At 63.7% G+C, this 24,466-nt stretch carries 21 protein-coding genes and 1 riboswitch; of the genes, 14 read left to right on the top strand and 7 right to left on the bottom strand.

Annotated elements, in window-relative coordinates; genetic code table 11:
• Nucleotides 1–109 precede the first annotated feature (109 nt).
• A complete protein-coding gene (gene hldE / locus ACSSU5_RS08305; RefSeq protein WP_264311327.1) occupies nt 110–1,531 on the top strand; it encodes a bifunctional D-glycero-beta-D-manno-heptose-7-phosphate kinase/D-glycero-beta-D-manno-heptose 1-phosphate adenylyltransferase HldE in 1,422 nt (473 codons plus the stop codon).
• 31 nt (nt 1,532–1,562) lie between these two features.
• Here the strand turns inward: hldE and ACSSU5_RS08300 are convergent, their stop codons facing one another.
• From ACSSU5_RS08300 to ACSSU5_RS08285, 4 genes are read right to left on the bottom strand one after another with little or no spacing between them, the layout of a single operon-like run.
• Nucleotides 1,563–2,531: a metal ABC transporter ATPase gene (locus tag ACSSU5_RS08300; protein WP_264311328.1), complete on the bottom strand. Its 969-nt coding sequence runs from the start codon at nt 2,529–2,531 to the stop codon at nt 1,563–1,565.
• 37 nt (nt 2,532–2,568) lie between these two features.
• Nucleotides 2,569–3,381 carry an aldo/keto reductase gene (locus tag ACSSU5_RS08295; RefSeq protein ID WP_492560977.1) on the bottom strand — a complete coding sequence of 271 codons (813 nt, stop codon included), beginning with the start codon at nt 3,379–3,381 and terminating at the stop codon, nt 2,569–2,571.
• Nucleotides 3,378–4,553: an NAD(P)/FAD-dependent oxidoreductase gene (locus ACSSU5_RS08290; protein ID WP_264311330.1), complete on the bottom strand. Its 1,176-nt coding sequence runs from the start codon at nt 4,551–4,553 to the stop codon at nt 3,378–3,380. Before ACSSU5_RS08290 ends, ACSSU5_RS08295 begins: the two co-directional genes overlap by 4 nt.
• 46 nt (nt 4,554–4,599) lie before the next feature.
• The gene (locus ACSSU5_RS08285) at nt 4,600–4,932 is read right to left on the bottom strand and encodes a DMT family transporter (protein WP_008095055.1); all 333 of its coding nucleotides are present in this window, start codon (nt 4,930–4,932) and stop codon (nt 4,600–4,602) included.
• A gap of 85 nt (nt 4,933–5,017) precedes the next feature.
• On the opposite strand from ACSSU5_RS08285, the gene ACSSU5_RS08280 reads away from it, so the two are divergent.
• Together ACSSU5_RS08280 and waaA are read left to right on the top strand one after the other, a co-directional pair.
• Nucleotides 5,018–5,908 (top strand): LysR family transcriptional regulator, encoded by an 891-nt coding sequence (locus ACSSU5_RS08280; protein ID WP_264311331.1) that lies wholly within the window; start codon nt 5,018–5,020, stop codon nt 5,906–5,908.
• A gap of 11 nt (nt 5,909–5,919) precedes the next feature.
• A complete protein-coding gene (gene waaA / locus ACSSU5_RS08275; protein ID WP_492560976.1) occupies nt 5,920–7,191 on the top strand; it encodes a lipid IV(A) 3-deoxy-D-manno-octulosonic acid transferase in 1,272 nt (423 codons plus the stop codon).
• Between the two features lie 94 nt (nt 7,192–7,285).
• Here the strand turns inward: waaA and ACSSU5_RS08270 are convergent, their stop codons facing one another.
• Entirely contained in the window at nt 7,286–8,722 is a 1,437-nt protein-coding gene (locus ACSSU5_RS08270) for a TolC family outer membrane protein (protein WP_264311333.1), read from the bottom strand.
• 161 nt (nt 8,723–8,883) lie between these two features.
• Nucleotides 8,884–8,990: riboswitch (TPP riboswitch) on the top strand.
• Between the two features lie 160 nt (nt 8,991–9,150).
• On the opposite strand from ACSSU5_RS08270, the gene thiC reads away from it, so the two are divergent.
• Together thiC and cytX are read left to right on the top strand one after the other, a co-directional pair.
• The gene (thiC, locus tag ACSSU5_RS08265) at nt 9,151–11,031 is read left to right on the top strand and encodes a phosphomethylpyrimidine synthase ThiC (RefSeq protein ID WP_492560975.1); all 1,881 of its coding nucleotides are present in this window, start codon (nt 9,151–9,153) and stop codon (nt 11,029–11,031) included.
• Nucleotides 11,032–11,180: 149 nt separating this feature from the next.
• The gene (cytX, locus tag ACSSU5_RS08260) at nt 11,181–12,464 is read left to right on the top strand and encodes a putative hydroxymethylpyrimidine transporter CytX (RefSeq protein ID WP_264311335.1); all 1,284 of its coding nucleotides are present in this window, start codon (nt 11,181–11,183) and stop codon (nt 12,462–12,464) included.
• On the opposite strand, the gene ACSSU5_RS08255 is transcribed toward cytX, so the two are convergent.
• Nucleotides 12,433–13,179 (bottom strand): RsiV family protein, encoded by a 747-nt coding sequence (locus ACSSU5_RS08255; RefSeq protein ID WP_264311336.1) that lies wholly within the window; start codon nt 13,177–13,179, stop codon nt 12,433–12,435. The genes cytX and ACSSU5_RS08255 overlap by 32 nt on opposite strands.
• Before the next feature lie 185 nt (nt 13,180–13,364).
• On the opposite strand from ACSSU5_RS08255, the gene ACSSU5_RS08250 reads away from it, so the two are divergent.
• The 9 genes from ACSSU5_RS08250 to ACSSU5_RS08210 all read left to right on the top strand — a co-directional run bounded on the left by ACSSU5_RS08250 (nt 13,365) and on the right by ACSSU5_RS08210 (nt 22,776).
• Complete coding sequence (locus ACSSU5_RS08250) at nt 13,365–13,982, top strand: NUDIX domain-containing protein (protein ID WP_264311337.1); 618 nt, start codon at nt 13,365–13,367, stop codon at nt 13,980–13,982.
• The gene (locus ACSSU5_RS08245) at nt 13,973–14,425 is read left to right on the top strand and encodes a DUF1249 domain-containing protein (protein ID WP_264311338.1); all 453 of its coding nucleotides are present in this window, start codon (nt 13,973–13,975) and stop codon (nt 14,423–14,425) included. Before ACSSU5_RS08250 ends, ACSSU5_RS08245 begins: the two co-directional genes overlap by 10 nt.
• Nucleotides 14,426–14,510: 85 nt before the next feature.
• On the top strand, nt 14,511–15,317 hold the full coding sequence (cpdA, locus tag ACSSU5_RS08240) for a 3',5'-cyclic-AMP phosphodiesterase (protein ID WP_492560974.1): 807 nt from the start codon (nt 14,511–14,513) through the stop codon (nt 15,315–15,317).
• Between the two features lie 246 nt (nt 15,318–15,563).
• Nucleotides 15,564–16,172 carry a YqiA/YcfP family alpha/beta fold hydrolase gene (locus tag ACSSU5_RS08235; protein ID WP_264311340.1) on the top strand — a complete coding sequence of 203 codons (609 nt, stop codon included), beginning with the start codon at nt 15,564–15,566 and terminating at the stop codon, nt 16,170–16,172.
• 48 nt (nt 16,173–16,220) lie between these two features.
• Nucleotides 16,221–18,125, top strand: coding sequence for a DNA topoisomerase IV subunit B (gene parE / locus ACSSU5_RS08230; protein WP_264311341.1), 1,905 nt, complete (start codon nt 16,221–16,223; stop codon nt 18,123–18,125).
• Nucleotides 18,122–19,108 (top strand): esterase-like activity of phytase family protein, encoded by a 987-nt coding sequence (locus ACSSU5_RS08225; RefSeq protein WP_264311342.1) that lies wholly within the window; start codon nt 18,122–18,124, stop codon nt 19,106–19,108. The genes parE and ACSSU5_RS08225 overlap by 4 nt, the downstream gene beginning before the upstream one ends.
• Nucleotides 19,105–19,623 (top strand): retropepsin-like aspartic protease family protein, encoded by a 519-nt coding sequence (locus ACSSU5_RS08220; RefSeq protein ID WP_492560973.1) that lies wholly within the window; start codon nt 19,105–19,107, stop codon nt 19,621–19,623. The genes ACSSU5_RS08225 and ACSSU5_RS08220 overlap by 4 nt, the downstream gene beginning before the upstream one ends.
• Nucleotides 19,624–19,633: 10 nt before the next feature.
• On the top strand, nt 19,634–21,892 hold the full coding sequence (gene parC / locus ACSSU5_RS08215; RefSeq protein ID WP_264311344.1) for a DNA topoisomerase IV subunit A: 2,259 nt from the start codon (nt 19,634–19,636) through the stop codon (nt 21,890–21,892).
• A gap of 173 nt (nt 21,893–22,065) precedes the next feature.
• A complete protein-coding gene (locus ACSSU5_RS08210) occupies nt 22,066–22,776 on the top strand; it encodes a PqiC family protein (protein ID WP_027592513.1) in 711 nt (236 codons plus the stop codon).
• Nucleotides 22,777–22,869: 93 nt separating this feature from the next.
• Here the strand turns inward: ACSSU5_RS08210 and ACSSU5_RS08205 are convergent, their stop codons facing one another.
• Complete coding sequence (locus ACSSU5_RS08205) at nt 22,870–24,339, bottom strand: histidine kinase (RefSeq protein WP_492560972.1); 1,470 nt, start codon at nt 24,337–24,339, stop codon at nt 22,870–22,872.
• Nucleotides 24,340–24,466: the final 127 nt, after the last annotated feature.

The raw sequence follows: 24,466 nt of genomic DNA, 5'->3' as shown, positions 1-24,466 counted from the left end.
CCGGCCCCGATTGTCACCGGAATTTTCAAGGGCCCGATCTGGCCATAAAGCCGTCGCTTGCCCTGTGCTAATATCCTGCCCCTGTTCATTATTTTCATATGGGTTGCCCATGAAGTTGTCCATGCCGCGTTTCGATCAAGCCCCGGTACTGGTGGTCGGCGATGTCATGCTCGACCGCTACTGGCATGGCGGTACTTCGCGTATCTCGCCTGAAGCGCCAGTCCCGGTGGTCAAGGTCGATCAGATCGAGGATCGCCCCGGCGGCGCGGCCAACGTGGCCTTGAACATCGCCGCCCTGGGTGCGCCGGCGTCGCTGATCGGTGTCACCGGCCAGGACGAGGCGGCCGACAGCCTGGCCAACAGCCTGCAAGCCGCGGGCGTGCGCTCGGTGTTCCAGCGCATCGCGCACCAGCCGACCATCGTCAAGTTGCGGGTCATGAGCCGCCACCAGCAGCTGCTGCGTATCGATTTCGAAGAGCCGTTCGCCACCGACCCGTTGTCGCTGGGCGCAGAGGTCGACAGCTTGCTCGATGGCGTCAAGGTGCTGGTGTTGTCCGACTACGGCAAAGGCGCACTGAAAAACCACCAGAGCCTGATCCAGGCGGCGCGTGCCAAGGCCATTCCGGTGCTGGCCGACCCCAAGGGCAAGGACTTTTCCATCTACCGCGGCGCCAGCCTGATCACCCCTAACCTCAGCGAGTTCGAGGCCATTGTTGGCCGTTGCGCCGATGAGGCGGAACTGGTCGCCAAAGGCCTGCAACTGCTGCTGGACCTGGACCTGGGCGCCTTGCTGGTGACCCGTGGCGAGCATGGCATGACCCTGCTGCGTACTGGCCAGCCAGCGCTGCACCTGCCGGCCCGAGCCCGCGAAGTGTTCGATGTTACCGGTGCCGGCGATACGGTGATCTCCACCCTCGCAGCGGCCATTGCTGCCGGTGAGGACCTGCCGCACGCGGTCGCGCTGGCCAATCTGGCGGCGGGCATTGTGGTCGGCAAACTGGGTACCGCCGCGATCAGCGCACCTGAGCTGCGCCGGGCGATCCAGCGCGAGGAAGGTTCCGAGCGTGGTGTGCTGGGCCTTGAGCAATTGCTGCTGGCGATCGATGACGCACGCGCTCACAACGAGAAGATCGTCTTCACCAACGGTTGCTTCGACATTCTGCATGCCGGCCATGTCACCTACCTGGAGCAGGCGCGCGCCCAGGGCGATCGGCTGATTGTCGCGGTCAACGACGATGCGTCGGTCAGCCGCCTGAAAGGCCCGGGTCGCCCGATCAACAGCGTCGACCGCCGCATGGCTGTACTGGCAGGGCTGGGTGCTGTGGATTGGGTGATCAGCTTCCCAGAGGGTACGCCGGAAAACCTGCTAAGCCAGGTCAAGCCGGATGTGTTGGTCAAAGGCGGTGACTATGGCATCGACCAAGTGGTGGGAGCCGATATCGTCAAGGCTTATGGCGGTACCGTGAAGGTACTGGGGTTGGTCGAAAACAGCTCGACCACCGCGATTGTCGAGAAAATCCGCAAGCACTGATGTAATTGGGGCCGCAATGCGGCCCCAACATCTACTTGTGCAGCGAAGTCCGCGCTCGCTCCAGCAGCGCCCGAGCCTTGTCGCCAAACCGTTGCAGGTGTGAAGCCCGGCCAGGCTTGACCTCCACCAACCCCTGCTGCTTCACCCAATCCCGCCAGCGGATCCGCTCATCCTTCACCACCCAGCCTTCCTGCTGGGCAAAGCTCTCGGCCAGGTAAAGCCCGCGTGTGCTCGCCGGCACCAACTCGTCCTTTTTCAAGGTATAGAGTTCGGCCAAGGGTTGACCGTCCTTCAATGGCATCAGGTACAGGTCTGGGCGTTTGCGATTGAGCCGGGCCACCAGTTGGTCACCTTCCAGACGTTCATCGACATGGAACAGGCTGAGTTTCTTGGCGTCCCTGGGCACTTGCAGGCGCATGTCATAGATCAGCTGCAACGAGGCGGTCGGCAGGTGCACATAGGCGCGTGGCCGTTCGAGCAGCATCAGGTTGCCGCAATGCACCGGCCTTGCGGCGCCAGACTCAGGCGTTAGCACAAAGGGCAGTGCCTCGCGGTAGTGCAATGCGGCGGCGTAGGGGGCCGGTAGCCAGGTGTCGTTGAAACGCCCACCCAGCCAACCCTCCGGAGTTTCCAGCAGGCACTCTTCGGCCACTTCCTGGACGGCGGTGTGCAGCGGCAAGTTGAGCTCTTGAGCAGGCACATAGCCAGAAATCAGCTTCAGCACTACGTCGCCGCGGTCCTGGCGCCGCTGGCGCACCAATACCCAGTAATCACGGTTTTGCCAGTGCAGGGTCAGGCGTACCGATACGCCCAGGTTGGCCAGTTCTGCGACGAAACGATGTGCATCGGGCAACTGGATGGCCCGGCGCCGCTGTTGGGTCTGGGCGAAGTTCAGTGGCATGCCGATGCTCTGGTAGACCAGGCCTTCGGCGCTGGCCTCGACATGCAGCGGCAGTGTTTTGAAGTTGCTCGGGTTCTTGCGGATCAGCGTACGCGGCACGAGGTTCCTCCTCCTGTCGGACGCCCGCGAGGGCGGCTCAATGCTGGCCCAGAATACGGGCGACGGTGGCCACGTTGTGGGCCAGGTGCAACGGATTGATGGTGCCGACGATAGCACTGCTGACGCCTGGGTGGGCGAACAGCAGCTCGAAGCTGGCCTGCACCGGGTCGACTCCAGGTGCCAGGCAGATGTGGCCGCTGGCCAGGGCCTTTTTTACCAGAATCGCCTTGCCGTGTTCGGCAGCGTAGTCCAGCACCGGGCGTTCTGCCTGCTCGTTCAGATTGTAGGTGACCATGGCGCAGTCGCCCTGTTCCAGCGCTTTGAGGCCGCCAGCGACGGTCTTGCCGGACAGCCCAAAGCCAAGGATCTTGCCTTCTTGCTTGAGCGCGGCAAGCGTCTGGTAGACCTCCTGCTGTTCAAGGATGGCCAGGTCATTGCCGTCGGAATGCACCAGCACCAGCTCGATGTGGTCGGTTTCCAGCAGGCGCAGGCTGCGCTCCACGGAGCGGCGAGTATGGGCGGCGCTGAAGTCGAAGTGCGAGTGGCCGTTGTCGAACTCTTCGCCGACCTTGCTGACGATCACCCACTCATCACGCTGGCCGCGCAGCAGCGGGCCGAGGCGTTCTTCGCTGCGGCCGTAGGCGGGTGCGGTGTCGATCAGGTTGATACCCAGGTCGCGGGCCTGGGCCAGCAACAGGCGGGCCTCATCATCGCCGGGGATGGTGAAGCCGGTGGGGTATTTCACGCCCTGGTCGCGGCCAAGTTTGACCGTGCCCAGGCCCAGCGGCGAGACCGTGAGGCCGGTGCTGCCCAGGGGGCGATGGAAGTCGTGCAGGGTTGGCAGGCTCATGGCAGCAGTTGCTCCCAGGCTGGCACGCCCAGCGCAGGGCGAGGCAGGCCGGCGAGGTCGGCCTGCGCAGTTGGGCGGATGCCGTCGCGCTCCAGCATGGCGATTACCCGGTCGCTGAAGTCCGGGGCCAGTGCCAGCTTGGTCGGCCAGCCAACCAGCAGACGTTGCTGGTCAGCGATGAAGGCGTTATCCGGGCGCACCAGGCCGGATTGCGCAGGCTCGGCGCGATCGACACGCAAGGTTGCCCAGCGTACCTGGCCTTGGTCGACCCAAGGCAGCAGGTTGGCGATTTCCTTTTGCGCCGCTGCAATCTGCGCGGCTGGCTCGCGGGCCACGCCATCGGCTTCGGCCAGGTCGCCGCCGAGGTACCAGACCCACTGGCCGTCGGCCGCCGGGTGGGTGGTAATGGTGACGCGCGGCTTGGGCCCACCGCCCAGGCAGTGTGCATACAAAGGCTTGAGGTTCGGCCCCTTGGCCATGACCATGTGCAAGGGGCGGCGTTGCATAGCCGGCTGGTTCAGGCCCAGGGCTTGCAGTATGTCTTCGGTGCCGGCGCCAGCGCTGAGCACGATACGTTGTGCACGGATTTCACGGTCGTCCACGCGCAGGCCAACCAGCTCATCGCCTTCACGCAGGGGTTCGATACGCTCGCCAGCAAGCAGGCTGTCGCCGGCCAGCTCAGCCAGGTTGGCCAGCAGGCTGGGCACGTCGATGACCAGCTCGGCCAGGCGATAGACCTTGCCCTTGAAGGCACGGTCCTGCAGGGCAGGCGGCAGTTGCTCACCCTTGACCTGATCGACGCGGCCGCGCACGGCCTTGCTGGCGAAGAAACTGGTCAGGTTGCCGGCCAGAGTGCCGGGGGACCAGAGGTAGTGCGCATCGGACAGCAGGCGGGTCTTGCCCAGCGGCAGCTCGCCATCGCCAGCCAAGGCTTCGCGCCAGCGGCGCGGCATGTCGGCAATGGCTTCCGAGGCGCCGGTCAGGGCGCCGTGCAGCGCGTATTTGGTGCCGCCGTGGATGATGCCCTGGGACTTGATGGTTTGCTCGCCACCGAGGCTGGCGCGTTCCACCAGCACGGTCGAATACCCCTGGCGGCGCAACCGGGCATTGAGCCAGAGGCCTGCGACCCCGGCGCCGACGATCAGCACGTCAGTGGAAATGGCGGTTGGCATGGCGGTACCTCGAAGACTGGGACAGCTGGCAAGTATACAGCCCGTATCAATGCCCGGCAGTTTTCGAAAACAGCTGAATCACAACCACCCCGCCCACGATCATCGCCATGCCCAGCATTGCCGGCACATCCAGCTTCTGCCCATAAATCACCAGTGCCGCCACGCTGATCAGCACGATCCCCAGTCCCGACCAGATGGCATAGGCAATACCTACCGGAATGCTGCGCACCACCAGGGTCAACATCCAGAAGGCGATGCCATAACCGACCACCATCAACAGCAAAGGCAGCGGCGTGCTCAGGCCCTTCACCGCTTTCATGGAGGCGGTGGCGATGACTTCGGCGCAGATGGCGATGGCGAGGTAGGTGTAGGCATTCATGGCGATTCTCCGGTGACTGGTCGGGCATTCTAGACGGTGCCTGGATGGGGTAAAGTCATTACCTATCACCCCTGGAGATAGGTTGATGGCCGAACAGTGGAACCTGGAGCAACTGCGGACCTTCGTGCGTGTTGTCGAACTGCGCTCGTTTTCCGCCGTTGCCCGTGAGCAGCGTAAAGCCCAGTCGGCGGTCAGCAATGCCATTGCCTTGCTTGAGGCGGACCTGGGCGTGACCCTGTTCGACCGCAGCAGTGGCCGCCAGCCGAAACTGACCGAAAACGGCACCGCGCTGCTGGAGGACGCCCGCGAGTTGCTGCGCCAGTGCGAACGGCTGGACGGTCGCGCCTTGGCCCTGATGCGCGGCCAGGAAGCCTTGCTGCGGGTCGCCCAGGACGAGGCCATGCCCTATCAGCCGGTCATCGACAGCCTTGATGAACTGGCCAGCCGCTACCCGTACCTGGAAGTGCAACTGGCCAGCGGCGCCCAGGGCGATGTGGCACGCAAGCTGGTGGAGCGGCGTGCCGACCTTGGCCTGTTCTTTCATCATGAGAGCATGCCGGCTTCGCTGGAGCGCCGTGCTCTGGGGAGTGTGGAGATGGTCACGGTGTGCGCGATCGGCCATCCGCTCGCGCAGCAGGCAAGGGTCAACCGCCAGCAGTTGGCACGCCATCGCCAGCTCTTGATCACCCCGCAGCAGAGTGGCTACCCCGGCGGTGAGGCGATCAGCCCGCAGATCTGGCGCGCTGACAGCTTCTACGCCATGGCCGAGCTGCTGATGCGTGGCCTGGGTTGGGCGTGGTTGCCCCGGCACGTGGTGCAGTACCCCACTTACCAGGCGCAAATGGTCGAGCTCGCCAGCGAGTGGCGGCCGCCGGCACTGGTCGTAGAACTGGCCTGGCGCCGTGACGAGCCACTGGGCCCGGCCGCGCAATGGCTGGCCGAGCGCTTTGCGGTGCACCTGCGCGCGATCGGGTAAACTTCGCCGCCATGAACAGAACACTCTATACCTTGCTGTTTCACCTGGGCCTGCCGCTGGTTGCGCTGCGCCTGTTCCTGCGGGCGCGCAAGGCCCCGGCCTACGGCCAGCGCATCGGCGAGCGCTTCGCCTTCAACCTGCCAGCCATGCGCCAGGGCGGCATCTGGGTGCATGCGGTGTCGGTGGGTGAGAGCATTGCTGCAGCGCCGATGGTGCGGGCTTTGCTCAAGGCCTACCCGGACCTGCCGATCACACTCACCTGCATGACCCCGACCGGGTCCGAGCGGATACGCGCGATGTTCGCCGATGAGCCGCGTGTTCAGCATTGCTACTTGCCCTACGACCTGCCATGGGCGGCAGGGCGTTTTCTCGACCATGTGAAGCCGAAGCTGGGCATCATCATGGAAACCGAGCTGTGGCCCAACCACATCCACCAGTGTGCCAAGCGTGGCATCCCGGTGGCCCTGGCCAATGCCCGGTTGTCCGAACGCTCCGCCCGTGGATATGGGCGTTTTGCCAAGCTGACCCGGCCGATGCTCGCCGAGATGAACCTGATTGCGGTACAGACGGAGACCGAGGCCCAGCGCTTTCGCGACCTGGGTGCGCGTCCTGAATGCGTGCAGGTGACCGGTTCGATCAAGTTCGATCTGAAGATCGACGAGCAACTGCTGCCACGCGCCGAAGCGCTGCGCGAGCAATGGGGCGCACGCCAGCGCCCGGTGTGGATCGCCGCCAGTACCCATGACGGCGAGGATGCGCTGATCCTGCAGGCTCATCAGAAGCTGCTGCAGGTGCATGGCGATGCGCTGCTGATCCTGGTGCCGCGTCACCCTGAACGGTTCGATGCGGTGCATGCCTTGTGCAGCGAACAGCTCACTACCGTGCGCCGCTCTGTCGGCACCTCGGTCGATGGCCAGACCCGCGTGCTGCTCGGCGATACCATGGGCGAGTTGCTGTTTCTGTATGCCCTGGCCGATATCGCCTTTGTCGGCGGCAGCCTGGTGGCGACCGGTGGCCACAATCCGCTGGAACCTGCGGCGCTGGCATTGCCGGTGATCTTGGGGCCGCATGTGTTCAACTTCCTGGAGATCAGCGCGATGCTGAAAGAAGCCGGGGCGTTGCAGCAGATCGAGGATGCCGAAGGGCTGGCCGAGGCGGTGCGGCGGTTGATCGAATTGCCGCAGGATCGTCAGCGCATGGGCGAGGCGGGCAGGGCGGTGATGCGGGCCAATCAGGGGGCTTTGCAGCGGCTGCTGGATGGTCTAGGCAAACTCATCGGCTAAATTTTAACCCTGCGACCCGCAGCGCCCCGATCCCTGTAGGAGCGGCCTTGTGTCGCGAAAGGGCGCTCCTACAGGGGCCGTGCGTTGCCTTGAATCAGGGCCTGCGTTCGAAGTTCTTTGCTGCCGCTGCCGCCAGGTCTGGTGGCAGGAAGTCCTTGTCCGGGTTGTAGTCGGGTTTCAGGTACCGCTTAAGATCCACCAGGTCTTGCGGGCTCAAGGTCCCGGCGGCCTGCTTCAGGCTCAGGTTGTCGAGAATGTAGTCATAGCGGCTGTTGTTGTAATCACGCACCGAGGTGTACAGCTGGCGCTGAGCATCGAGCACGTCGACGATGTTGCGGGTACCGACCTGGTAGCCGATTTCGGTGGCTTCCAGTGCGCTCTGGTTGGAAATGATCGATTGTTTACGCGCCTGCACCTGTTCCACATCGGTGTTCACCGCCCGGTGCAGGTTGCGGGTGTTTTCCACCACCTGGCGGCGCAGGCTTTCGCGCTGTTGCTCGGTCTGGCTCAGGCGCTGGTAAGCCTCGCGCACTTGCGAGCTGGTCAGGCCGCCGCTGTAAATCGGGATGTTCAGCTGCAGGCCGATGCTGGTCTGCTCCACATCACTGCCGTAACGTACGTTTGGCTGCACGGGCGAGTTGGTGAAACCAAGGCTGTCGTTATCGCCTTTCTGGTATTTGGCTACCGCATCCACGGTCGGGGCGTGGCCGGCCTTGCGCTGGCGCAGGGTTTCTTCGGCGGCATTGACGGCGTAGTTGGTTGCCAGCAGGTTGAGGTTCTGGCGGGCAGCTGTCTCTACCCAGGATTTGGCGTCATTGGGCGCGGGTACCTGAATCGGCAGGGTGTGGACAACGCCCTGGATCGACGAATACTCGCGGTTGGTCAATGTCACCAGGGCTTCGAAGGCATCCTGTACCTGGCGCTCGGCGATGATCCGGTTGGCCCGGGCCGTGTCGTAGCTGGCCTGGGACTGCAAGACGTCGGTCTTGTCGGACAGGCCCACGTCGAAACGCTCGTTGGACTGGTCGAGCTGGCGCTTGAAGGCGGACTCTTCAGCCTTGGTCGCGGCCAGGTTGTCCTGGGCCCGCAGCACGGCGAAGTAGCTTTGCGCGGTCTGCAGGATGAGGTTCTGCTCGGTGGCCGACAGCTCCAGCGCCGCCTGCTCGTTGACGGCCTCGGCGGCCTGCAACTGGAACCAGCGGTCGGCACGGAACACCGGCTGCGCCAGGGTCGCACTCCAAGAATTGCCACTGCGGTTGGAGGTAATCGAGGGCTCGTCGAGCTTGGTGCGGGTATTCATCATTTCGGCACCCGCCGACAGGTTGGGCAGCAGCCCGGCACGGGCCTGCGGCACCACTTCGCGACGAGCGCCATAATCGGCGCGGGCCGCAGCAAGATCGGCGTTGTTGTCGACCGCTTCCTGGTAGACGCTGACCAGGTCGGTCTTCACCGTCGTGGGCACATCCGCTGCCCAGACCACTCCGTTGGACGCACAAGACACGGCTATCGCCAGTGAGAGTTTGCGCAGCATAGAGGCAATCCTTGTACGAAATTTAATTACTGAACTGTTGAGTATCGAGCGATGGGCCAGTGTAGTGCCATGCGTCCCCGGCAACAATCGCCCGGTACGCCTTTCATCATCGCCCGCATTTACCTGCTTGGCTTTGCCGACCACTCCAGTCTAGACTGCGCATGTTCTTGTCGGGGTGCCTTGAAGCAAAGGCTGAGATCGCAAAGTTGCGGATCCCGTTGAACCTGATCAGGTTAGCGCCTGCGTAGGGAACAAGATTGCTCACCTTCCCGGGGAGCCTCTTGTGCCAGGTCCGGGATTGTCTTAGCTGCAAGCAGCTCACGGCACCCCCATGTATCCGGCACTGCACACCCAAAAAGGGGTGCGTCCGCGTCTTTCAGGTTCTCCCCGACATTCCATCCGCTAGGAAGCTGTCTGGAGAGCCCGTGATGAGCAAACAAGAAAAAACGATCAACCTCAGCGAATCGGCACAAGTCGATCAGCAGTCCGTGCAACCGTTCCCCCGTTCGCGCAAGGTCTATGTCGAGGGCTCCCGCCCTGACATCCGCGTGCCCATGCGCGAAATCAGCCTGCACGACACCCCTACCGACTTCGGCGGCGAAACCAATGCCCCGGTGCTGGTCTACGACACTTCCGGCCCGTACACCGACCCCAACGTCATCATCGACGTGCGCAAGGGCCTGGCCGATGTGCGTTCGGCCTGGATCGACGCCCGCGGCGACACCGAGCGCCTGGGCGGCCTGAGCTCGAACTTCGGCCAGCAGCGCCTGAACGATGAAGAGCTGGCCAAGCTGCGCTTCAACCACGTGCGCAATCCGCGCCGCGCCAAGGCGGGCGTCAACGTCTCGCAGATGCACTATGCCCGCCAGGGCATCATCACCGCCGAGATGGAATACGTGGCCATCCGCGAGAACATGAAGCTGCAGGAAGCCCGTGCTGCCGGCCTGCTTGACCAGCAGCACCCTGGCCACAGCTTTGGCGCCAACATCCCGAAAGAAATCACCCCCGAGTTCGTCCGCGAGGAAATCGCCCGCGGCCGCGCGATCATCCCGGCCAACATCAACCACACCGAGCTGGAGCCGATGATTATCGGCCGCAACTTCCTGGTGAAGATCAACGGCAACATCGGCAACAGCGCCCTGGGTTCCTCGATCGAGGAAGAAGTGGCCAAGCTGACCTGGGGCATCCGCTGGGGCTCGGACACGGTCATGGACCTGTCCACCGGCAAGCACATTCACGAAACCCGCGAGTGGATCATCCGCAACTCGCCGGTGCCGATCGGTACCGTGCCGATCTACCAGGCCCTGGAAAAAGTCGGCGGCGTGGCCGAGGACCTGACCTGGGAGCTGTTCCGCGACACCCTGATCGAGCAGGCCGAGCAGGGCGTGGACTACTTCACCATCCATGCCGGTGTACTGCTGCGTTATGTACCGCTGACCGCCAAGCGCGTCACCGGCATCGTCAGCCGTGGTGGCTCGATCATGGCCAAGTGGTGCCTGGCGCATCACCAGGAAAACTTCCTGTACACCCACTTCGACGAAATTTGCGAAATCATGAAGGCCTACGACGTCAGCTTCTCGCTGGGCGATGGCCTGCGCCCGGGCTCGATTGCCGACGCCAACGATGCTGCTCAGTTCGGTGAGCTGGAAACCCTCGGCGAGCTGACCAAAATCGCCTGGAAGCACGACGTGCAATGCATGATCGAAGGCCCGGGCCACGTACCGATGCAGTTGATCAAGGAGAACATGGACAAGCAGCTGGAATGCTGCGACGAGGCGCCGTTCTACACCCTTGGCCCGCTGACCACCGACATTGCGCCGGGTTACGACCACATCACCTCGGGTATTGGTGCGGCGATGATCGGCTGGTTCGGTTGCGCCATGCTGTGCTACGTGACGCCCAAGGAGCACCTGGGCCTGCCGAACAAGGACGACGTCAAGACCGGCATCATCACCTACAAGATCGCTGCCCATGCCGCCGACCTTGCCAAGGGCCACCCAGGCGCGCAGATTCGTGACAACGCCTTGTCCAAGGCGCGTTTCGAATTCCGCTGGGAAGACCAGTTCAACCTGGGCCTCGACCCGGACACCGCCCGCGCGTACCACGACGAAACCCTGCCCAAGGAGTCGGCCAAGGTCGCGCACTTCTGCTCGATGTGCGGGCCGAAGTTCTGCTCGATGAAAATCACCCAGGAAGTGCGTGAATACGCCGCCAAGATCGAAGCCGTGGACGTGACGGTTGAAGACGGCATGCGCGAGCAGGCCGAGCGGTTCCGCCAGGAAGGCAGCCAGCTGTACAAAAAAGTGTAAGACCCGCCGCAGTACCCCTGTGTGAGCGGGCTTGCCCCGCGAAAGCGTCAGCTGGGCCAACGCGATTGGCAGGCCCGATGCCTTCGCGGGGCAAGCCCGCTCCCACCTGAGGGTGTGTGCGACTCCTCCTCTTTCCGGCGAACATGACAATGACAACCCCCAGCCATTTCTCCCCTGACCACCCGGTCCCCACCAGCCAGCGCATCTTCGGCTTTGGCGACCTTTTTGCACTGTGGTTCTCCCTCGGCATCGGCCTGATGGTGCTGCAGGTCGGCGCCATGCTCGCCCCAGGCCTGGGCCTGGCCGGCGCGGTGCTGGCCATCGCGCTCGGCACCGGTGTGGGCGTGCTGTTGCTTGGGGCGGCCGGCGTCATCGGCAGCGATACCGGCCTGTCGGCCATGGGCACCCTGCGGCTCAGCCTGGGCAGCCATGGCGCGCGGCTGCCGGCATTGCTCAACCTGCTGCAACTGGTGGGCTGGGGTTCGTTCGAGATCATCGTCATGCGCGACGCTGCCAGCCTGCTCGGTGCGCGGACGTTCGGTGAAACCAGCGCGTGGAACAGCCCCATGCTCTGGACCCTGTGTTTCGGTGCCCTGGCGACCCTGCTTGCGGTCAGCGGGCCGCTGGCGTTCGTGCGCAAGGTGTTGCGCGCGTGGGGGATCTGGGTGCTGCTGGGGGCATGCCTGTGGTTGACCTGGAACCTGTTCGCCAAGGCAGACCTGGCCGACCTGTGGCGCCGCGCCGGTGACGGCTCGATGTCACTGGCCGTTGGCTTCGACATCGTCATCGCCATGCCGCTGTCGTGGTTGCCGCTGATCGCCGACTACTCGCGGTTCGCCCGCAGTGGCAAGCGCGTCTTCGGCGGTACCGTGCTGGGCTACTTCATCGGCAATACCTGGCTGATGAGCCTGGGCGTCGCCTACACCCTGGCCTTTGCCCCCAGTGGCGAAGCCAATGCCTTGCTGCTGGCCCTGGCGGGTGCCGGGCTGGGTATTCCGTTACTGTTGATTCTGCTGGACGAGTCGGAAAAAGCCTTTGCCGATATCCACTCGGCCGCCGTCTCCACGGGCGTGCTGGTACGCCTGAAGGTTGAGCACCTGGCCTTGGCCATCGGCGTGCTGTGCACGTTGATCGCGCTGTTCGCGCCGCTGGCCCAGTACGAAAACTTCCTGCTGCTGATCGGGTCGGTGTTTGCGCCGCTGTTCGGCGTGGTGCTGATGGACCACTACGTGATCCGTCACCGCCGCTTGCCGTCGCAAATCGATGGCCTGCACTGGCAGGCGTTGCTGGCCTGGGCCGTGGGTGTGGCGGCTTATCACCTGATTGCCGCGCAAGCACCGGACCTGGGCGCGACCCTGCCGGCACTGGTGCTGGCAGGTGTGCTGCATGCGCTACTGAGCTTCAGCCGCGGCCGGGAAACAGCTCGGGCTTGATCACGCCGTTCAGGCGCGGGTAGGGGATTTTCAGCTCGACGTGGCCCATGGAATAGGGCGCGATGGCATAGACCTCATACTTGACCACCACCGCGCCGTACGTCAGGGCGATGTGCGGCGACTTCTTGAAGGGCCAGGTTTTGACGAACTCGGCGTCCTTGTCCATGCCGACGCTGATCATCCACGCGCGGTGCGATTCTTCGACGGTTTTCCAGAAGGTCTCTTCCTGGCCGGGCACCAGCATGTCCTGCAGGGTCAGTACCTTGTCCTGCTTGCGCGAATAGTTGATGAAACCGCGCCCCGGCATGCCATGGGCGCCACCGCTGTCCAGGTAGCTGGACAGCTCGATGATCACCAGTCCGTCATGCTGCTCGCGTACCTTGGCCTGCAGGTAGCTGCTGTTGCGCTTGTCGGCACTGGCCAGATACTGCTGCTCATAGGCCTGCAAGGTGGTCGGCGCGGCGCCGCGCTGGTTGTCTTCGGTCAGTTGCAGCAGGCGCTGTTCGACAATGCCGTCGAGCTTGGGCAGGGCCGGGAAGTGAATGGTGTCGATGTTAACCAGGGGGCAGTCGCTTTCGCTGCAGCCGGGTTTGACGTGCTCCCAAGCGTCGCGCTTGACCTCAAGTGGTGCTCGATAATTGGGCGTGAACAGGCTCTGGCAGGCACCCAGGGCCAGTGCCAGCACGGCCACGGAAGTCAGTTTGACAAGTGTCATGATGATCCTTGCAGAACAGGGAAAAGTCGGCCTTTGACCGTCGGCGCGACCGTCAGTTCGCCACTAAGCTAACAGACAGAAGGCGCGCTGTCCCGAGTGCGCGAACGGTCGCTAGAAAGGGGTGAAACGCGCCAACGTGCAGAGTAGGATGGCGCGATGCGGTACTTGAGGTAATGAGGATTTCCATGTCAGACACGTTGAATTCAGTCCCCAAGGCGGTCGAGATCGTCAAGCGGGCCAACTGCTTCCAGGGCTTCTACAAGCTCGACAAGGTGCACCTGCGCCACGAGCTGTTCGCCGGGGGCATGGGGCGGGAGATCAGTCGCGAGCTGTTCGTGCGTCACGATGCCGTTTGCGTGTTGCCTTACGATCCACTGCGCGATGAAGTGGTACTGATCGAGCAGTTTCGTGTCGGTGCCCTCGACAAGGTCGGCAACCCGTGGCTCATCGAGATGGTCGCCGGGCTGATCGACAAGGACGAGCAACCTGAAGAGGTTGCGCACCGCGAGGCTGAAGAAGAGGCTGGCCTGAAGTTCAGCGCCTTGTGGCCGATGACCCGCTACTTCCCGTCGCCCGGCGGCAGTGACGAATACGTCCATCTGTTCCTGGGGCGTTGCACCAGCGAGGGTGCGGGCGGCCTGCATGGTCTGGAAGAAGAGGGCGAGGACATCCGTGTACGCGTCTGGTCGTTCGAAGATGCCTTGCAGGCGGTGCGTGACGGCCGTATCTGCAACGCGGCGACGATCATTGGCCTGCAATGGCTGGCGCTCAACAGAGACGAAGTTCGAGGTATGTGGAAGTGAACCTGCTGCGCGAGCGATATCGGGTCGACCTGGTCGGGCTGCAAGCAGCCTGCGAGGCCAATTACGCCCGCTTGATGCGCTTGTTGCCTGACATGCGCACCACCCAGAGCTCGCGTCGCATCGGCATGGCCCAGGGCGATCAGATGCTCGGTGTGCTGGTGCTCGATGTGGTGCTGGCCTGCCCTTACACCACCACGCTGCACGTGCGCCAGGAGCACAGCTTGCCGTGGCTGCCGGTGCCGCACCTGGAGGTTCAGGTGTACCACGATGCGCGCATGGCCGAGGTGGTCAGTGCCGAGCATGCCCGGCGTCTGCGCAGTATCTACCCGTACCCGAATGCGGGTATGCACCAGCCGGATGAAAAAGCGCAGCTCAATCTGTTCCTCGGCGAATGGCTGAGCCACTGCCTGGCCTGCGGTCACGAATTGGCAAGCGTTCGCTGAAATGTGACGTGGGTCGGTTCCGGGTGTTTGCTCGCAACCGTTGCCCGGCCATAATTCGGGCTGAATCCGATCGAGGAGACGGCCGTTGCCGCACCTAGACCCAACCCGCCCCGTGCATGTGGTGCAACTCACCGATGCCCACCTGTTCGCCGACCCGGCCGGCACCATGCTTGGCCTGAACACCCGTGACAGCCTGCGCCATGTGGTCGCCCAGGTGCGGCGCGAGCAACCGTACATCGATCTGCTGCTGTGCACCGGGGATCTTTCCCAAGACGCCAGCGTGGCGTCCTATGAAGCGTTCCGCGAGCTGACCGGGGCGTTTGGCGTAGCGACCCGCTGGTTGCCGGGCAACCATGACGAAGCCAGGGTCATGGCCGAAATCGCGCAGGGCACAGACCTGGTACACGCGGTGACCGATTTAGGTGGCTGGCGCATCGTGATGCTCGACTCAGCGGTACTGGGGGCGACCCATGGCCTGCTTGAGGAGGCTCAGCTGAGCATTCTGGAGCACGCGTTGAAAACCGCTGGCGAGCGCCATTGCCTGGTGTGCTTGCATCATCAGCCTGTGGATATCGGCTGCGCCTGGATCGCGCCTATCGGGCTGCGCAATGCCCAGGCGCTGTTCGCCATCGTCGAACGTTATCCACAGGTGCGGGCGTTGCTCTGGGGGCATGTGCACCAGACCTGGGACGAAATGCGCGATGGGCTGCGCTTGATGGCCACGCCGTCGACCTGCATTCAGTTCGCTGCGCAAAGCGAGGACTTCAAAGTGAGCGAAGAGCAGCCTGGCTATCGCTGGATGCGCTTGCATGCCGACGGGCGGTTGGAGACCGGCGTGGAACGGGCGCGGGACTTTGAGGTGAAGCTGGATTTCGACAGCCCGGGGTATTGACGACCTGGGGGCTGCTGCGCAGCCCTTTCGCGGCGCAAGGCCGCTCCCACAGGGATAGCGTTGGCAAGCGCGAATGCATTCTTCTGTGGGAGCGGCCTTGCGCCGCGAAAGGGGGGCGAAGCGCCCCCAGGTTTTGCAGAAAGTGTTGCGAAATCCCCGTCACTGCGTCAAAAGCCGGCGAACGCGCTACACTGCGCGTCCCTGCGCCCGCAACAAGGGCGCGAAGCCGCAGATTCCGGGGGCAGCATGTCGGGTTCCATCCTCTATATCCATGGCTTCAACAGCTCGCCGCTGTCCAAGAAGGCGCGTCAGCTCGAAGCGGTCATGCAACAGCTGGGGCTGCCCGAGCAACTGCGCGTGCCGGCCTTGCACCATCATCCGCGCCAGGCCATCGCCCAACTGGAGCGCGCCATCGCCGAGCTGGGCGAGCCCTTGCTGGTCGGCAGTTCGCTCGGCGGCTACTATGCCACCTATCTGGCCGAGCGCCACGGCCTCAAGGCCTTGCTGATCAACCCGGCAGTGGCACCGCACCGCTTGTTCGATGGCTACCTCGGCACCCAGCGCAACCTCTACACCGATGAGGCCTGGGAGCTGACCCACGATCACGTGCAGGCCCTGGCCGAGCTGGAAGTGCCAGCCCCCGAGGACGCCAACCGCTATCAAGTGTGGTTGCAGACCGCCGATGAAACCCTGGACTATCGCCACGCCGAGCGCTATTACCGTGCGTGTGCCCTGCGTATCCAGGCCGGTGGCGACCATAGCTTCCAGGGCTTCGTCGAGCGCCTGCCGGCACTGCTGGCTTTCGCCGGCATTGCCCCTGGCGTGTATGCGTCGCTCGACTTTTCTGTGCTCTGACCTTGTATTCTGAGCTTCTTGCATTCACCTGACTGACGACGAGACCCCATGGCCAATCCCAGCGCTAGCGCCTATAACGCAGACGCCATCGAAGTCCTCTCGGGCCTTGATCCGGTCCGCAAGCGACCGGGCATGTACACCGATACCAGCCGACCGAACCACTTGGCCCAGGAGGTCATCGACAACAGTGTCGACGAAGCCCTGGCCGGTCATGCCCGTTCGGTGCAGGTCATCCTCCACGCCGACCACTCGCTGGAAGTCAGCGACGATGGCCGTGGTATGCCAGTGGATATTCACCCGGAAGAAGGCGTGTCCGGGGTCGAGCTGATCCTCACCAAGCTGCACGCTGGCGGCAAGTTCTCCAACAAAAACTACCAGTTCTCCGGTGGCCTGCACGGGGTGGGCATCTCGGTGGTCAACGCCCTGTCGACCCAGGTGCGCGTACGCGTCAAGCGTGACGGCAACGAGTACCAGATGACGTTCGCCGATGGCTTCAAGGCCAGCGAACTGGAAGTGGTCGGCTCGGTCGGCAAGCGCAACACCGGTACCAGCGTGTACTTCAGCCCCGACCCCAAATACTTCGATTCGCCAAAATTCTCCATCAGCCGCCTCAAGCACGTGCTCAAGGCCAAGGCCGTGTTGTGCCCGGGCCTGCTGGTCAGCTTCGAGGACAAGGCCAGCGGCGAGAAGGTCGAGTGGCATTACGAGGACGGCCTGCGTTCCTACCTGGTCGACTCGGTCAACGAGTACCTGCGCCTGCCGGACGAGCCGTTCTGCGGCAGCCTGGCCGGCAACAAGGAGGCGGTAGACTGGGCCTTGCTGTGGCTGCCCGAAGGCGGCGACAGCGTTCAGGAAAGCTACGTCAACCTGATCCCCACCGCCCAGGGCGGTACCCACGTCAACGGTCTGCGCCAAGGCCTGCTGGATGCCATGCGCGAGTTCTGCGAATTCCGCAACCTGCTGCCCCGTGGGGTCAAGCTGGCGCCGGAAGACGTCTGGGAACGCATTACCTTCGTGCTCTCGATGAAAATGCAGGAGCCGCAGTTCTCCGGGCAGACCAAAGAGCGCCTGTCGTCCCGTGAGGCGGCCGCCTTCGTTTCCGGTGTGGTCAAGGACGCCTTCAGCCTGTGGCTCAACGCCCACCCCGAGCTGGGCATGCAATTGGCGGAACTGGCCATCAGCAACGCCGGCCGTCGCCTCAAGGCCAGCAAGAAGGTCGAGCGCAAACGCATCACCCAGGGGCCGGCGCTGCCGGGCAAACTGGCGGATTGCGCGGGCCAGGACCCGATGCGCGCCGAGCTGTTCCTGGTCGAGGGTGACTCTGCCGGTGGTTCGGCCAAGCAGGCGCGGGACAAAGAGTTCCAGGCGATCCTGCCGCTGCGCGGCAAGATCCTCAACACCTGGGAAGTGGACGGTGGTGAAGTATTGGCCAGCCAGGAGGTGCACAACATCGCCGTGGCCATCGGCGTCGACCCAGGCGCCGCCGACCTGTCGCAACTGCGTTACGGCAAAATCTGCATCCTCGCCGACGCCGACTCGGATGGCTTGCACATCGCCACGCTGCTGTGCGCGCTGTTCGTCCAGCATTTCCGCCCATTGGTGGAGGCCGGTCATGTCTACGTGGCCATGCCGCCGCTCTACCGCATCGATTTGGGCAAGGAAATCTACTACGCGCTCGATGAAGCCGAACGCGATGGGATTCTCGACCGCCTGGTGGCCGAGAAGAAGCGGGGCAAGCCGCAAGTCACGCGATTCAAAGGGTTGGGCGAGATGAACCCGCCACAGCTGCGCGAAACCACCATGGACCCGAACACCCGACGCCTGGTTCAGCTGACGCTAGAAGACGTGCAGGCTACCTGCGAGCTGATGGACAAGCTGCTTGCCAAGAAGCGCGCGGGTGATCGCAAGAGCTGGCTGGAAACCAAAGGCAACCTTGCCGAGGTCATGGTTTGATTCGGCTGCTTCTCGCCGCTTGCCTTGCACTGTTTGCCTTGCCGAGCCTGGCGGGCCACTGGCCGCAGTTGAAGATGACTGCCGAGCACCCGATCGAGGGCATGCGCGGTGGCAACCTGTCCGGCCTGGCGCAGTGCCGAGGCGGGTTATGGGGCGTTTCAGATCGTGATGACGACCGCATCTACCGGTTCGATCAGCAAAATGCGGTGTGGCGCGCCCAGCCGCTGACTTTCACCCCGCCGCCGGTACCGGAGAGTGGCCTGCCGTGGGGGCTGAAGTCACGCAACTGGGCGGCCTCCTATGTTCGCGGTGGCGAGCTGGACTTCGAAGGCATCACCTGTGATCAGGCCGGTAATCTTTACCTGGTCAGCGAGGCCCACGCCGCTGTCTTGCAGATCCCCCTCGAAGGCGAGCCGGACTGGCTGAAAATCGACCCGGCCATGGTGCGACAAGCCCGGGCCAGCGGCATGCTGCTGAACTTCAACGCCTTGTTCGAAGGCCTGACGATCAACCCGGCGGGCGACCGCATTTGGCTGGCGGCCGAGCGCGAGCGCCGGGGGCTGGTGGCCATCGAGCGCCAGCAATCGGTCTGGACCTGCGGGCGCAGTTGCGTGCTGCTGAGCGAGGCGGGTGTCGAGATGCAGCCGCCACAGATGCCCAACCCGCGCGCGCTGTCGCGTGACTTTGCCGACCTGGCCTGGTTCGAGGGCAAGCTGTATACCCTGGAGCGTAACGCCTATCGTATCTGCCGCCGCGACGCGGACAGCGGTAAGGTCGAGCGTTGCTGGTCGTTTGCCGCCGATGCGCTGGTCGAGCACCGCCGCTACGATCAGCCGTTCGGCCTGGCAGAAGCCCTGGTGATCGATGCCAAAGGCGCATGGATTGGCCTGGATAACAACTTTGGCAGCCGCGCCGATGGCGAGGCGCGCCCGATCGTCTGGCGCTTCGAGGCGCCAGAGGGCGGCTGGAGCGCCAAGCCATGAGCCAGGCACCGGGCAAGCGTGCCGGCAAGGTATTGATGATCGTCGCCTGGGCGGCGGCGTTGTTCCTTGCCACACGTTTTTTCGGCCACTGGGAGGATAGCCAGCGCAATCCCAATGCCCAGGTGCAGTCATCGCGTGGCGAAGGCTTCATCGAGGTGCGCCTCTTGAGCAATGGTCAGGGGCACTTCGTGGTGGATGGCGCGATCAACGGCCAGGCCGTGCATTTCATGCTCGACACTGGCGCTACCGACGTGGCCATCCCTGAAGCACTGGCCGGTGAGCTTGACCTTGCGCGAGGCAGCCCGGTGCTGCTCAGCACCGCAAATGGTCGCACCGAAGGCTACCGTACCCGCTTGAACACCCTGCAACTGGGCGATATCCGCTTGCAGGACGTGCGCGCAACCGTGGTACCGGGCCTGGACGGCCAGACCGTGCTGCTCGGCATGAGCGCCCTGAAACAACTTGAATTTACCCAGCGCGGCGGCACCATGCTGCTGCGCCAGAACCTGAAATGACGAGGCCCGCATGAGCGACCCACTGGAACTCAGCCTCGACGGCGTCGAACGCCGCTCGCTGGCTGACTTCACCGAACAGGCCTACCTCAACTACTCCATGTACGTGATCATGGACCGGGCCCTACCGCACATCGGCGACGGCCTGAAGCCGGTGCAGCGACGCATCGTCTACGCCATGAGCGAGTTGGGGCTCGATGCCGATGCCAAGCACAAGAAGTCGGCGCGTACCGTCGGCGACGTGCTCGGCAAGTTCCACCCCCACGGCGACTCGGCCTGCTACGAAGCCATGGTGTTGATGGCGCAGCCGTTCAGCTACCGCTACACCCTGGTCGATGGCCAGGGCAACTGGGGTGCGCCGGACGATCCGAAGTCGTTCGCCGCGATGCGTTACACCGAGGCGCGCCTGTCGCGCTACGCCGAAGTGTTGCTCAACGAAGTAGGTCAGGGCACCGTGGACTGGGTGCCGAACTTCGACGGTACCCTGGAGGAGCCCGCGGTACTGCCGGCGCGGCTGCCCAACATCCTGCTCAACGGCACCACCGGTATTGCCGTGGGCATGGCCACCGACGTGCCGCCGCACAACCTGCGTGAAGTCGCCAGTGCCTGCGTGCGCCTGCTGGACGAGCCCAAGGCCACGGTCGAGCAGTTGTGCGAGCATATCCAGGGCCCGGACTACCCGACTGAAGCCGAAATCATCACGCCCCGCGCCGAGATCCTGAAGATTTACGAAACCGGGCGCGGCTCGATCCGCATGCGTGCCGTTTATCGCGTCGAAGATGGCGATGTGGTGGTCACCGCGCTGCCGCACCAGGTCTCAGGGGCCAAGGTGCTGGAGCAGATCGCCGCTCAGATGCAGGCCAAGAAGCTGCCGATGGTGGCCGACCTGCGTGACGAATCGGACCACGAGAACCCGTGCCGTATCGTCATCATCCCGCGTTCCAATCGGGTGGATGCCGACGAACTGATGCAGCATCTGTTCGCCACCACCGAGCTGGAAAGCAGCTACCGGGTCAACGTCAACATCATTGGCCTGGATGGCCGGCCGCAGTTGAAGAACCTGCGGGCACTGTTGCTGGAATGGCTGGAATTTCGCACCAATACCGTCCGCCGCCGGCTGCAGCACCGCCTGGACAAGGTCGAGAAGCGCCTGCACCTGCTTGAAGGTTTGCTGAAGGCTTTCCTCAACCTGGATGAAGTGATTCACATCATCCGCACCGAGGAGCATCCCAAGCAGGCACTGATCGAGCGCTTCCAGCTGACGGAAATCCAGGCCGACTACATTCTTGAGACCCGCCTGCGACAGCTGGCGCGCCTTGAAGAAATGAAAATTCGCGGCGAACAGGACGAACTGCTCAAGGAGCAGGCCAAGCTGCTGGCCCTGCTCGGCAGCGACGCCAAGCTGCGCAAGCTGGTCCGTACCGAACTGATCAAAGACGCCGAGACCTACGGCGACGACCGCCGTTCGCCCATCGTCGAACGTGCCGAAGCCAAGGCACTGTCGGAAAACGAGCTGATGCCGACCGAGCCGGTCACTGTCGTGTTGTCGGAAAAAGGCTGGGTGCGCTGCGCCAAGGGCCACGACATCGATGCCACCGGCCTTTCGTACAAGGCCGGCGATGGTTTCAAGGCCGCAGCCGCCGGGCGCTCCAACCAGTTTGCCGTGTTGATCGACTCCACCGGCCGCAGCTACTCGGTGGCCGCGCATACCCTGCCGTCTGCGCGGGGGCAGGGCGAGCCGCTGACCGGCCGCCTGACGCCGCCGCCTGGGGCGACATTCGAGTGCGTGCTGTTGCCTGACGATGACGCCCTGTATGTGGTGGCTTCGGATGCCGGGTACGGTTTTGTGGTCAAGGGCGAAGACCTGCAGGCCAAGAACAAGGCCGGCAAGGGCCTGCTCAGCCTGCCCAACGGGGCCAAGGTCATGACCCCGCGGCTGGTGGCCAACCGCGAGCAGGACTGGCTGGCGGCGGTCACCACCGAGGGCCGTCTGCTGGTGTTCAAGGTCAGCGACTTGCCGCAACTGGGTAAAGGCAAGGGCAACAAGATCATCGGCGTGCCGGGCGATCGGGTCGCCAGCCGTGAAGAATTTGTCACCGATTTGGCTGTAATAGCCGAAGGCGCGACCCTTGTATTGCAAGCTGGCAAGCGTACGCTATCGCTTAAAGCGGACGATCTGGAGCACTACAAGGGCGAACGGGGCCGGCGCGGCAGCAAGCTGCCACGCGGCTTCCAGCGTGTCGATGGGTTGCAGGTGGAAGGCCCGGCGTAACCCGCTGAAATGTCTGGAACGGCAATTTCAGAGCCGTTCCAGGCAGAAATGCTGGAGTCGGACAGCTATTTCGCGGATGATATGGCCCTTGCGGTGCCGGCGTGGCCGTGTGCCCGATTGAATCTACATGAGTATCACTGCGGTCTGCCTGTGGCGACCGCCTGGATGGGATGATGAAACTTCTGCGCCTTCCATTTGCGCTGTTGATGACGGGCCTTTTAGGGCTGGGCGGATGCAGCATGCATCAGCCGGTTGCCTTGTACCAGCTCGACAGCGGTGATCCCGGCCAGCCGTCGCAAAGCGCAGGCATGGCTGTGGTGCTCGGCCCGGTGTCGGTTGCCGATTACCTGCAACGCGAAACCTTCCTGCAGCGTCAGGCCGATGGCAGCCTGAGTTCGGCGACCGACGGTCGTTGGGCCGGCAGCCTCTCGTCTGACATCGACCAGTTGCTGGTGCGCCAGCTGGCCTGGCGTCTGGACAGCCAGCGCGTGGTGCTGGCTCCGGCGACCGCCGGTTTCAGCCCGGACGTGCAAGTCTTGCTGTCGATTACCCGCCTGGACTCCGGTAAGGACCAACCGGCGATTCTCGATGCCCAATGGCGCCTGCTCGACCGTCGTGGCCATGTACGTGACAACCGCATCGTTCACCTCGAACAGCAGCATGAGGGTAGCGAAGCGTCGCAGGTGCAGGCTCAAGGGCAATTGCTGCAGAAGCTGGCCGAGCAACTGAGCACGGCGGTCAAACCGTTGGCCAACCAGCCAGCCATCGCTGAAGAAGCGCCGAAAAAGCCGGCTGCACCGGTACAGGTCAAGAAGGCTCCAGAGAAGTCCAAGATCCCGATGGCTTCGCCGATCCGTACCGATATGGAAGTCTATCGGTTCTGATGGTTCCGTCAGATACGAAAAAGCCCGCACATGTGCGGGCTTTTTTTATCTGCTGCGCGGCCCTTTCGCGACGCAAGGCCGCTCCTACAAACGTCAGGCGCGGCGCTCGTGCATCCGCGCCAGCTGGCGCTCCAGCATCGACGGATACGGCTCCATCAGCCGCTCCACACAGCATGCGCCTTCCGGGCTGGCAATCGGGCGGATCCGTGCGCGCTGACGAATCAGTGCGTCATCACTGATCTGGCGCTCCACCAACAGCAGGTTGCGGCTGTGCTGCGACAGTGCCAGGGCATCCTGGGCCTTTTCGGCCATCAGCAGGTCGACCAGCTCCAGCCCTTGTAGGTCGTTGCCCAGGGCCAGGCCCAACTGCAGTTGCAGGGTAATGCCGCTGTCGGCCACTTCGATCTGCAGGGCATGGCCAAGCGCGCGCAGCAGTTCGCCACAGCAAATCGCATTGGTCAGGTAGTCCTCGCCACAGTCGCGGCTGTGGAACAGCACCAGGGTGCTGCCGTCGTTGAGCGTGTGGGTTTCACCGTCATACAGTGAGGCGGCGTGCTCCAGGCAGTCGCGGTAGCGTTCCAGCAACTCGGTCAGGCGCGTGCGCGGCAGGCGGCGCAGTTGCTCCTGAGAGCCGAGCTGCACGGCCAGCACAGCAGTGTTCTGCGGCTCGTCAGACTCGAATGGCACAGCCTTGGGCGCACTGTCCTCGTTGTCCAGCAGCCCGGCAAAGGCTTCATCGTCTTCTTCGTCAACCTGGGCGACAACCTTGGCGCGCGGGGCCGCCTTGGGCACCGGGGCGGCCTCGTGCAGGTCGTCGAAGGTGTCTTCTTCGTCCTCGTCTTCCAGCTCTGGCTCAGGCTCAGGCGGTGGCGGCGGGGCCAGGCGAGCATGCAGCTGGCGGGCGATATCGCCGATTTCGTCCTGGCGGTCAGTGGCCGGGGTGTAAGGGTGCGGGTCGCGCAGCCAGACCCGCAGCTGCAGCAGCGGCGTGGTGATGTGGCGGGCCTGGCGCAAGCTCAGGCTCAGTGCCAAGGCCAGCAGGATGGCGGCGAGGATGCCCATGCTCTGCAGGCTGATGAGCATCGGCTGCTGGAACTGGCTCATGTCCAGGCTGATGCGCAGTTGCCCGGCCGTGACATCCTGGAAGGTGATCTTGGTCTGGTACAGGCCTTCGGCTTCACCCAGCAGGCTGTTGCGTGGGCGTTGCCCGGCTTCGGCGAGGATGCGGTTGTCCACGCTGTAGATGGCCGCATGGGCCACCAGCGGGTTTTTCACCAGATTGCCCAGCAGCACGTTGAGGCTGAGGATGTCGTTTGACACCAACAGCTCAGTTGCCGACGTGGCCGTCTGCGTGGTCAGGCTCTGGCCCAAGGCGTCGGCCTGCTCGTGCATGGCCTGCTTGAACTGCAGGCCCATCACGCAGGCGTAGATGACCAGCGCCAGCGCCACCAAGAAAATGTTGGTGAAGGCGATGCGCAGCGCCAGAGGGACGCGACGTTGACTCAGGGCACGATAGATCATCAGGAAGAAGTTGTCTGGCTTGACGGGGGTGGGCCGGTTCACAGAGCTCGGCTCTTAATGGCATAAAAGTGAGGGGCAGTATAGCGACACCGGTTTTGTCGGCAAAGTATCGTTCGCGCCCGATGGTCACGGAAAATCGGTAGAATGCGCATTTTTCATCGAAGTCGGA

The sequence above is a fragment of the Pseudomonas sp. E1MeOHC2 genome, assembly GCF_058745025.1.
Note: the sequence above shows the minus strand (reverse complement) of the source record. Positions and strands in the feature narration are given on the sequence as shown.

Excerpts from the sequence above, each read along its gene's own strand:
- hldE (WP_264311327.1), top strand. The coding sequence starts at position 110 with ATGAAGTTGTCCATGCCGCGTTTCGATCAAGCCCCGGTACTGGTGGTC.
- ACSSU5_RS08295 (WP_492560977.1), bottom strand. The coding sequence starts at position 3,381 with ATGAGCCTGCCAACCCTGCACGACTTCCATCGCCCCCTGGGCAGCACC.
- ACSSU5_RS08290 (WP_264311330.1), bottom strand. The coding sequence starts at position 4,553 with ATGCCAACCGCCATTTCCACTGACGTGCTGATCGTCGGCGCCGGGGTC.
- ACSSU5_RS08285 (WP_008095055.1), bottom strand. The coding sequence starts at position 4,932 with ATGAATGCCTACACCTACCTCGCCATCGCCATCTGCGCCGAAGTCATC.
- ACSSU5_RS08280 (WP_264311331.1), top strand. The coding sequence starts at position 5,018 with ATGGCCGAACAGTGGAACCTGGAGCAACTGCGGACCTTCGTGCGTGTT.
- waaA (WP_492560976.1), top strand. The coding sequence starts at position 5,920 with ATGAACAGAACACTCTATACCTTGCTGTTTCACCTGGGCCTGCCGCTG.
- ACSSU5_RS08270 (WP_264311333.1), bottom strand. The coding sequence starts at position 8,722 with ATGCTGCGCAAACTCTCACTGGCGATAGCCGTGTCTTGTGCGTCCAAC.
- thiC (WP_492560975.1), top strand. The coding sequence starts at position 9,151 with ATGAGCAAACAAGAAAAAACGATCAACCTCAGCGAATCGGCACAAGTC.
- cytX (WP_264311335.1), top strand. The coding sequence starts at position 11,181 with ATGACAACCCCCAGCCATTTCTCCCCTGACCACCCGGTCCCCACCAGC.
- ACSSU5_RS08255 (WP_264311336.1), bottom strand. The coding sequence starts at position 13,179 with ATGACACTTGTCAAACTGACTTCCGTGGCCGTGCTGGCACTGGCCCTG.
- ACSSU5_RS08250 (WP_264311337.1), top strand. The coding sequence starts at position 13,365 with ATGTCAGACACGTTGAATTCAGTCCCCAAGGCGGTCGAGATCGTCAAG.
- ACSSU5_RS08235 (WP_264311340.1), top strand. The coding sequence starts at position 15,564 with ATGTCGGGTTCCATCCTCTATATCCATGGCTTCAACAGCTCGCCGCTG.
- parE (WP_264311341.1), top strand. The coding sequence starts at position 16,221 with ATGGCCAATCCCAGCGCTAGCGCCTATAACGCAGACGCCATCGAAGTC.
- ACSSU5_RS08220 (WP_492560973.1), top strand. The coding sequence starts at position 19,105 with ATGAGCCAGGCACCGGGCAAGCGTGCCGGCAAGGTATTGATGATCGTC.
- parC (WP_264311344.1), top strand. The coding sequence starts at position 19,634 with ATGAGCGACCCACTGGAACTCAGCCTCGACGGCGTCGAACGCCGCTCG.
- ACSSU5_RS08210 (WP_027592513.1), top strand. The coding sequence starts at position 22,066 with ATGAAACTTCTGCGCCTTCCATTTGCGCTGTTGATGACGGGCCTTTTA.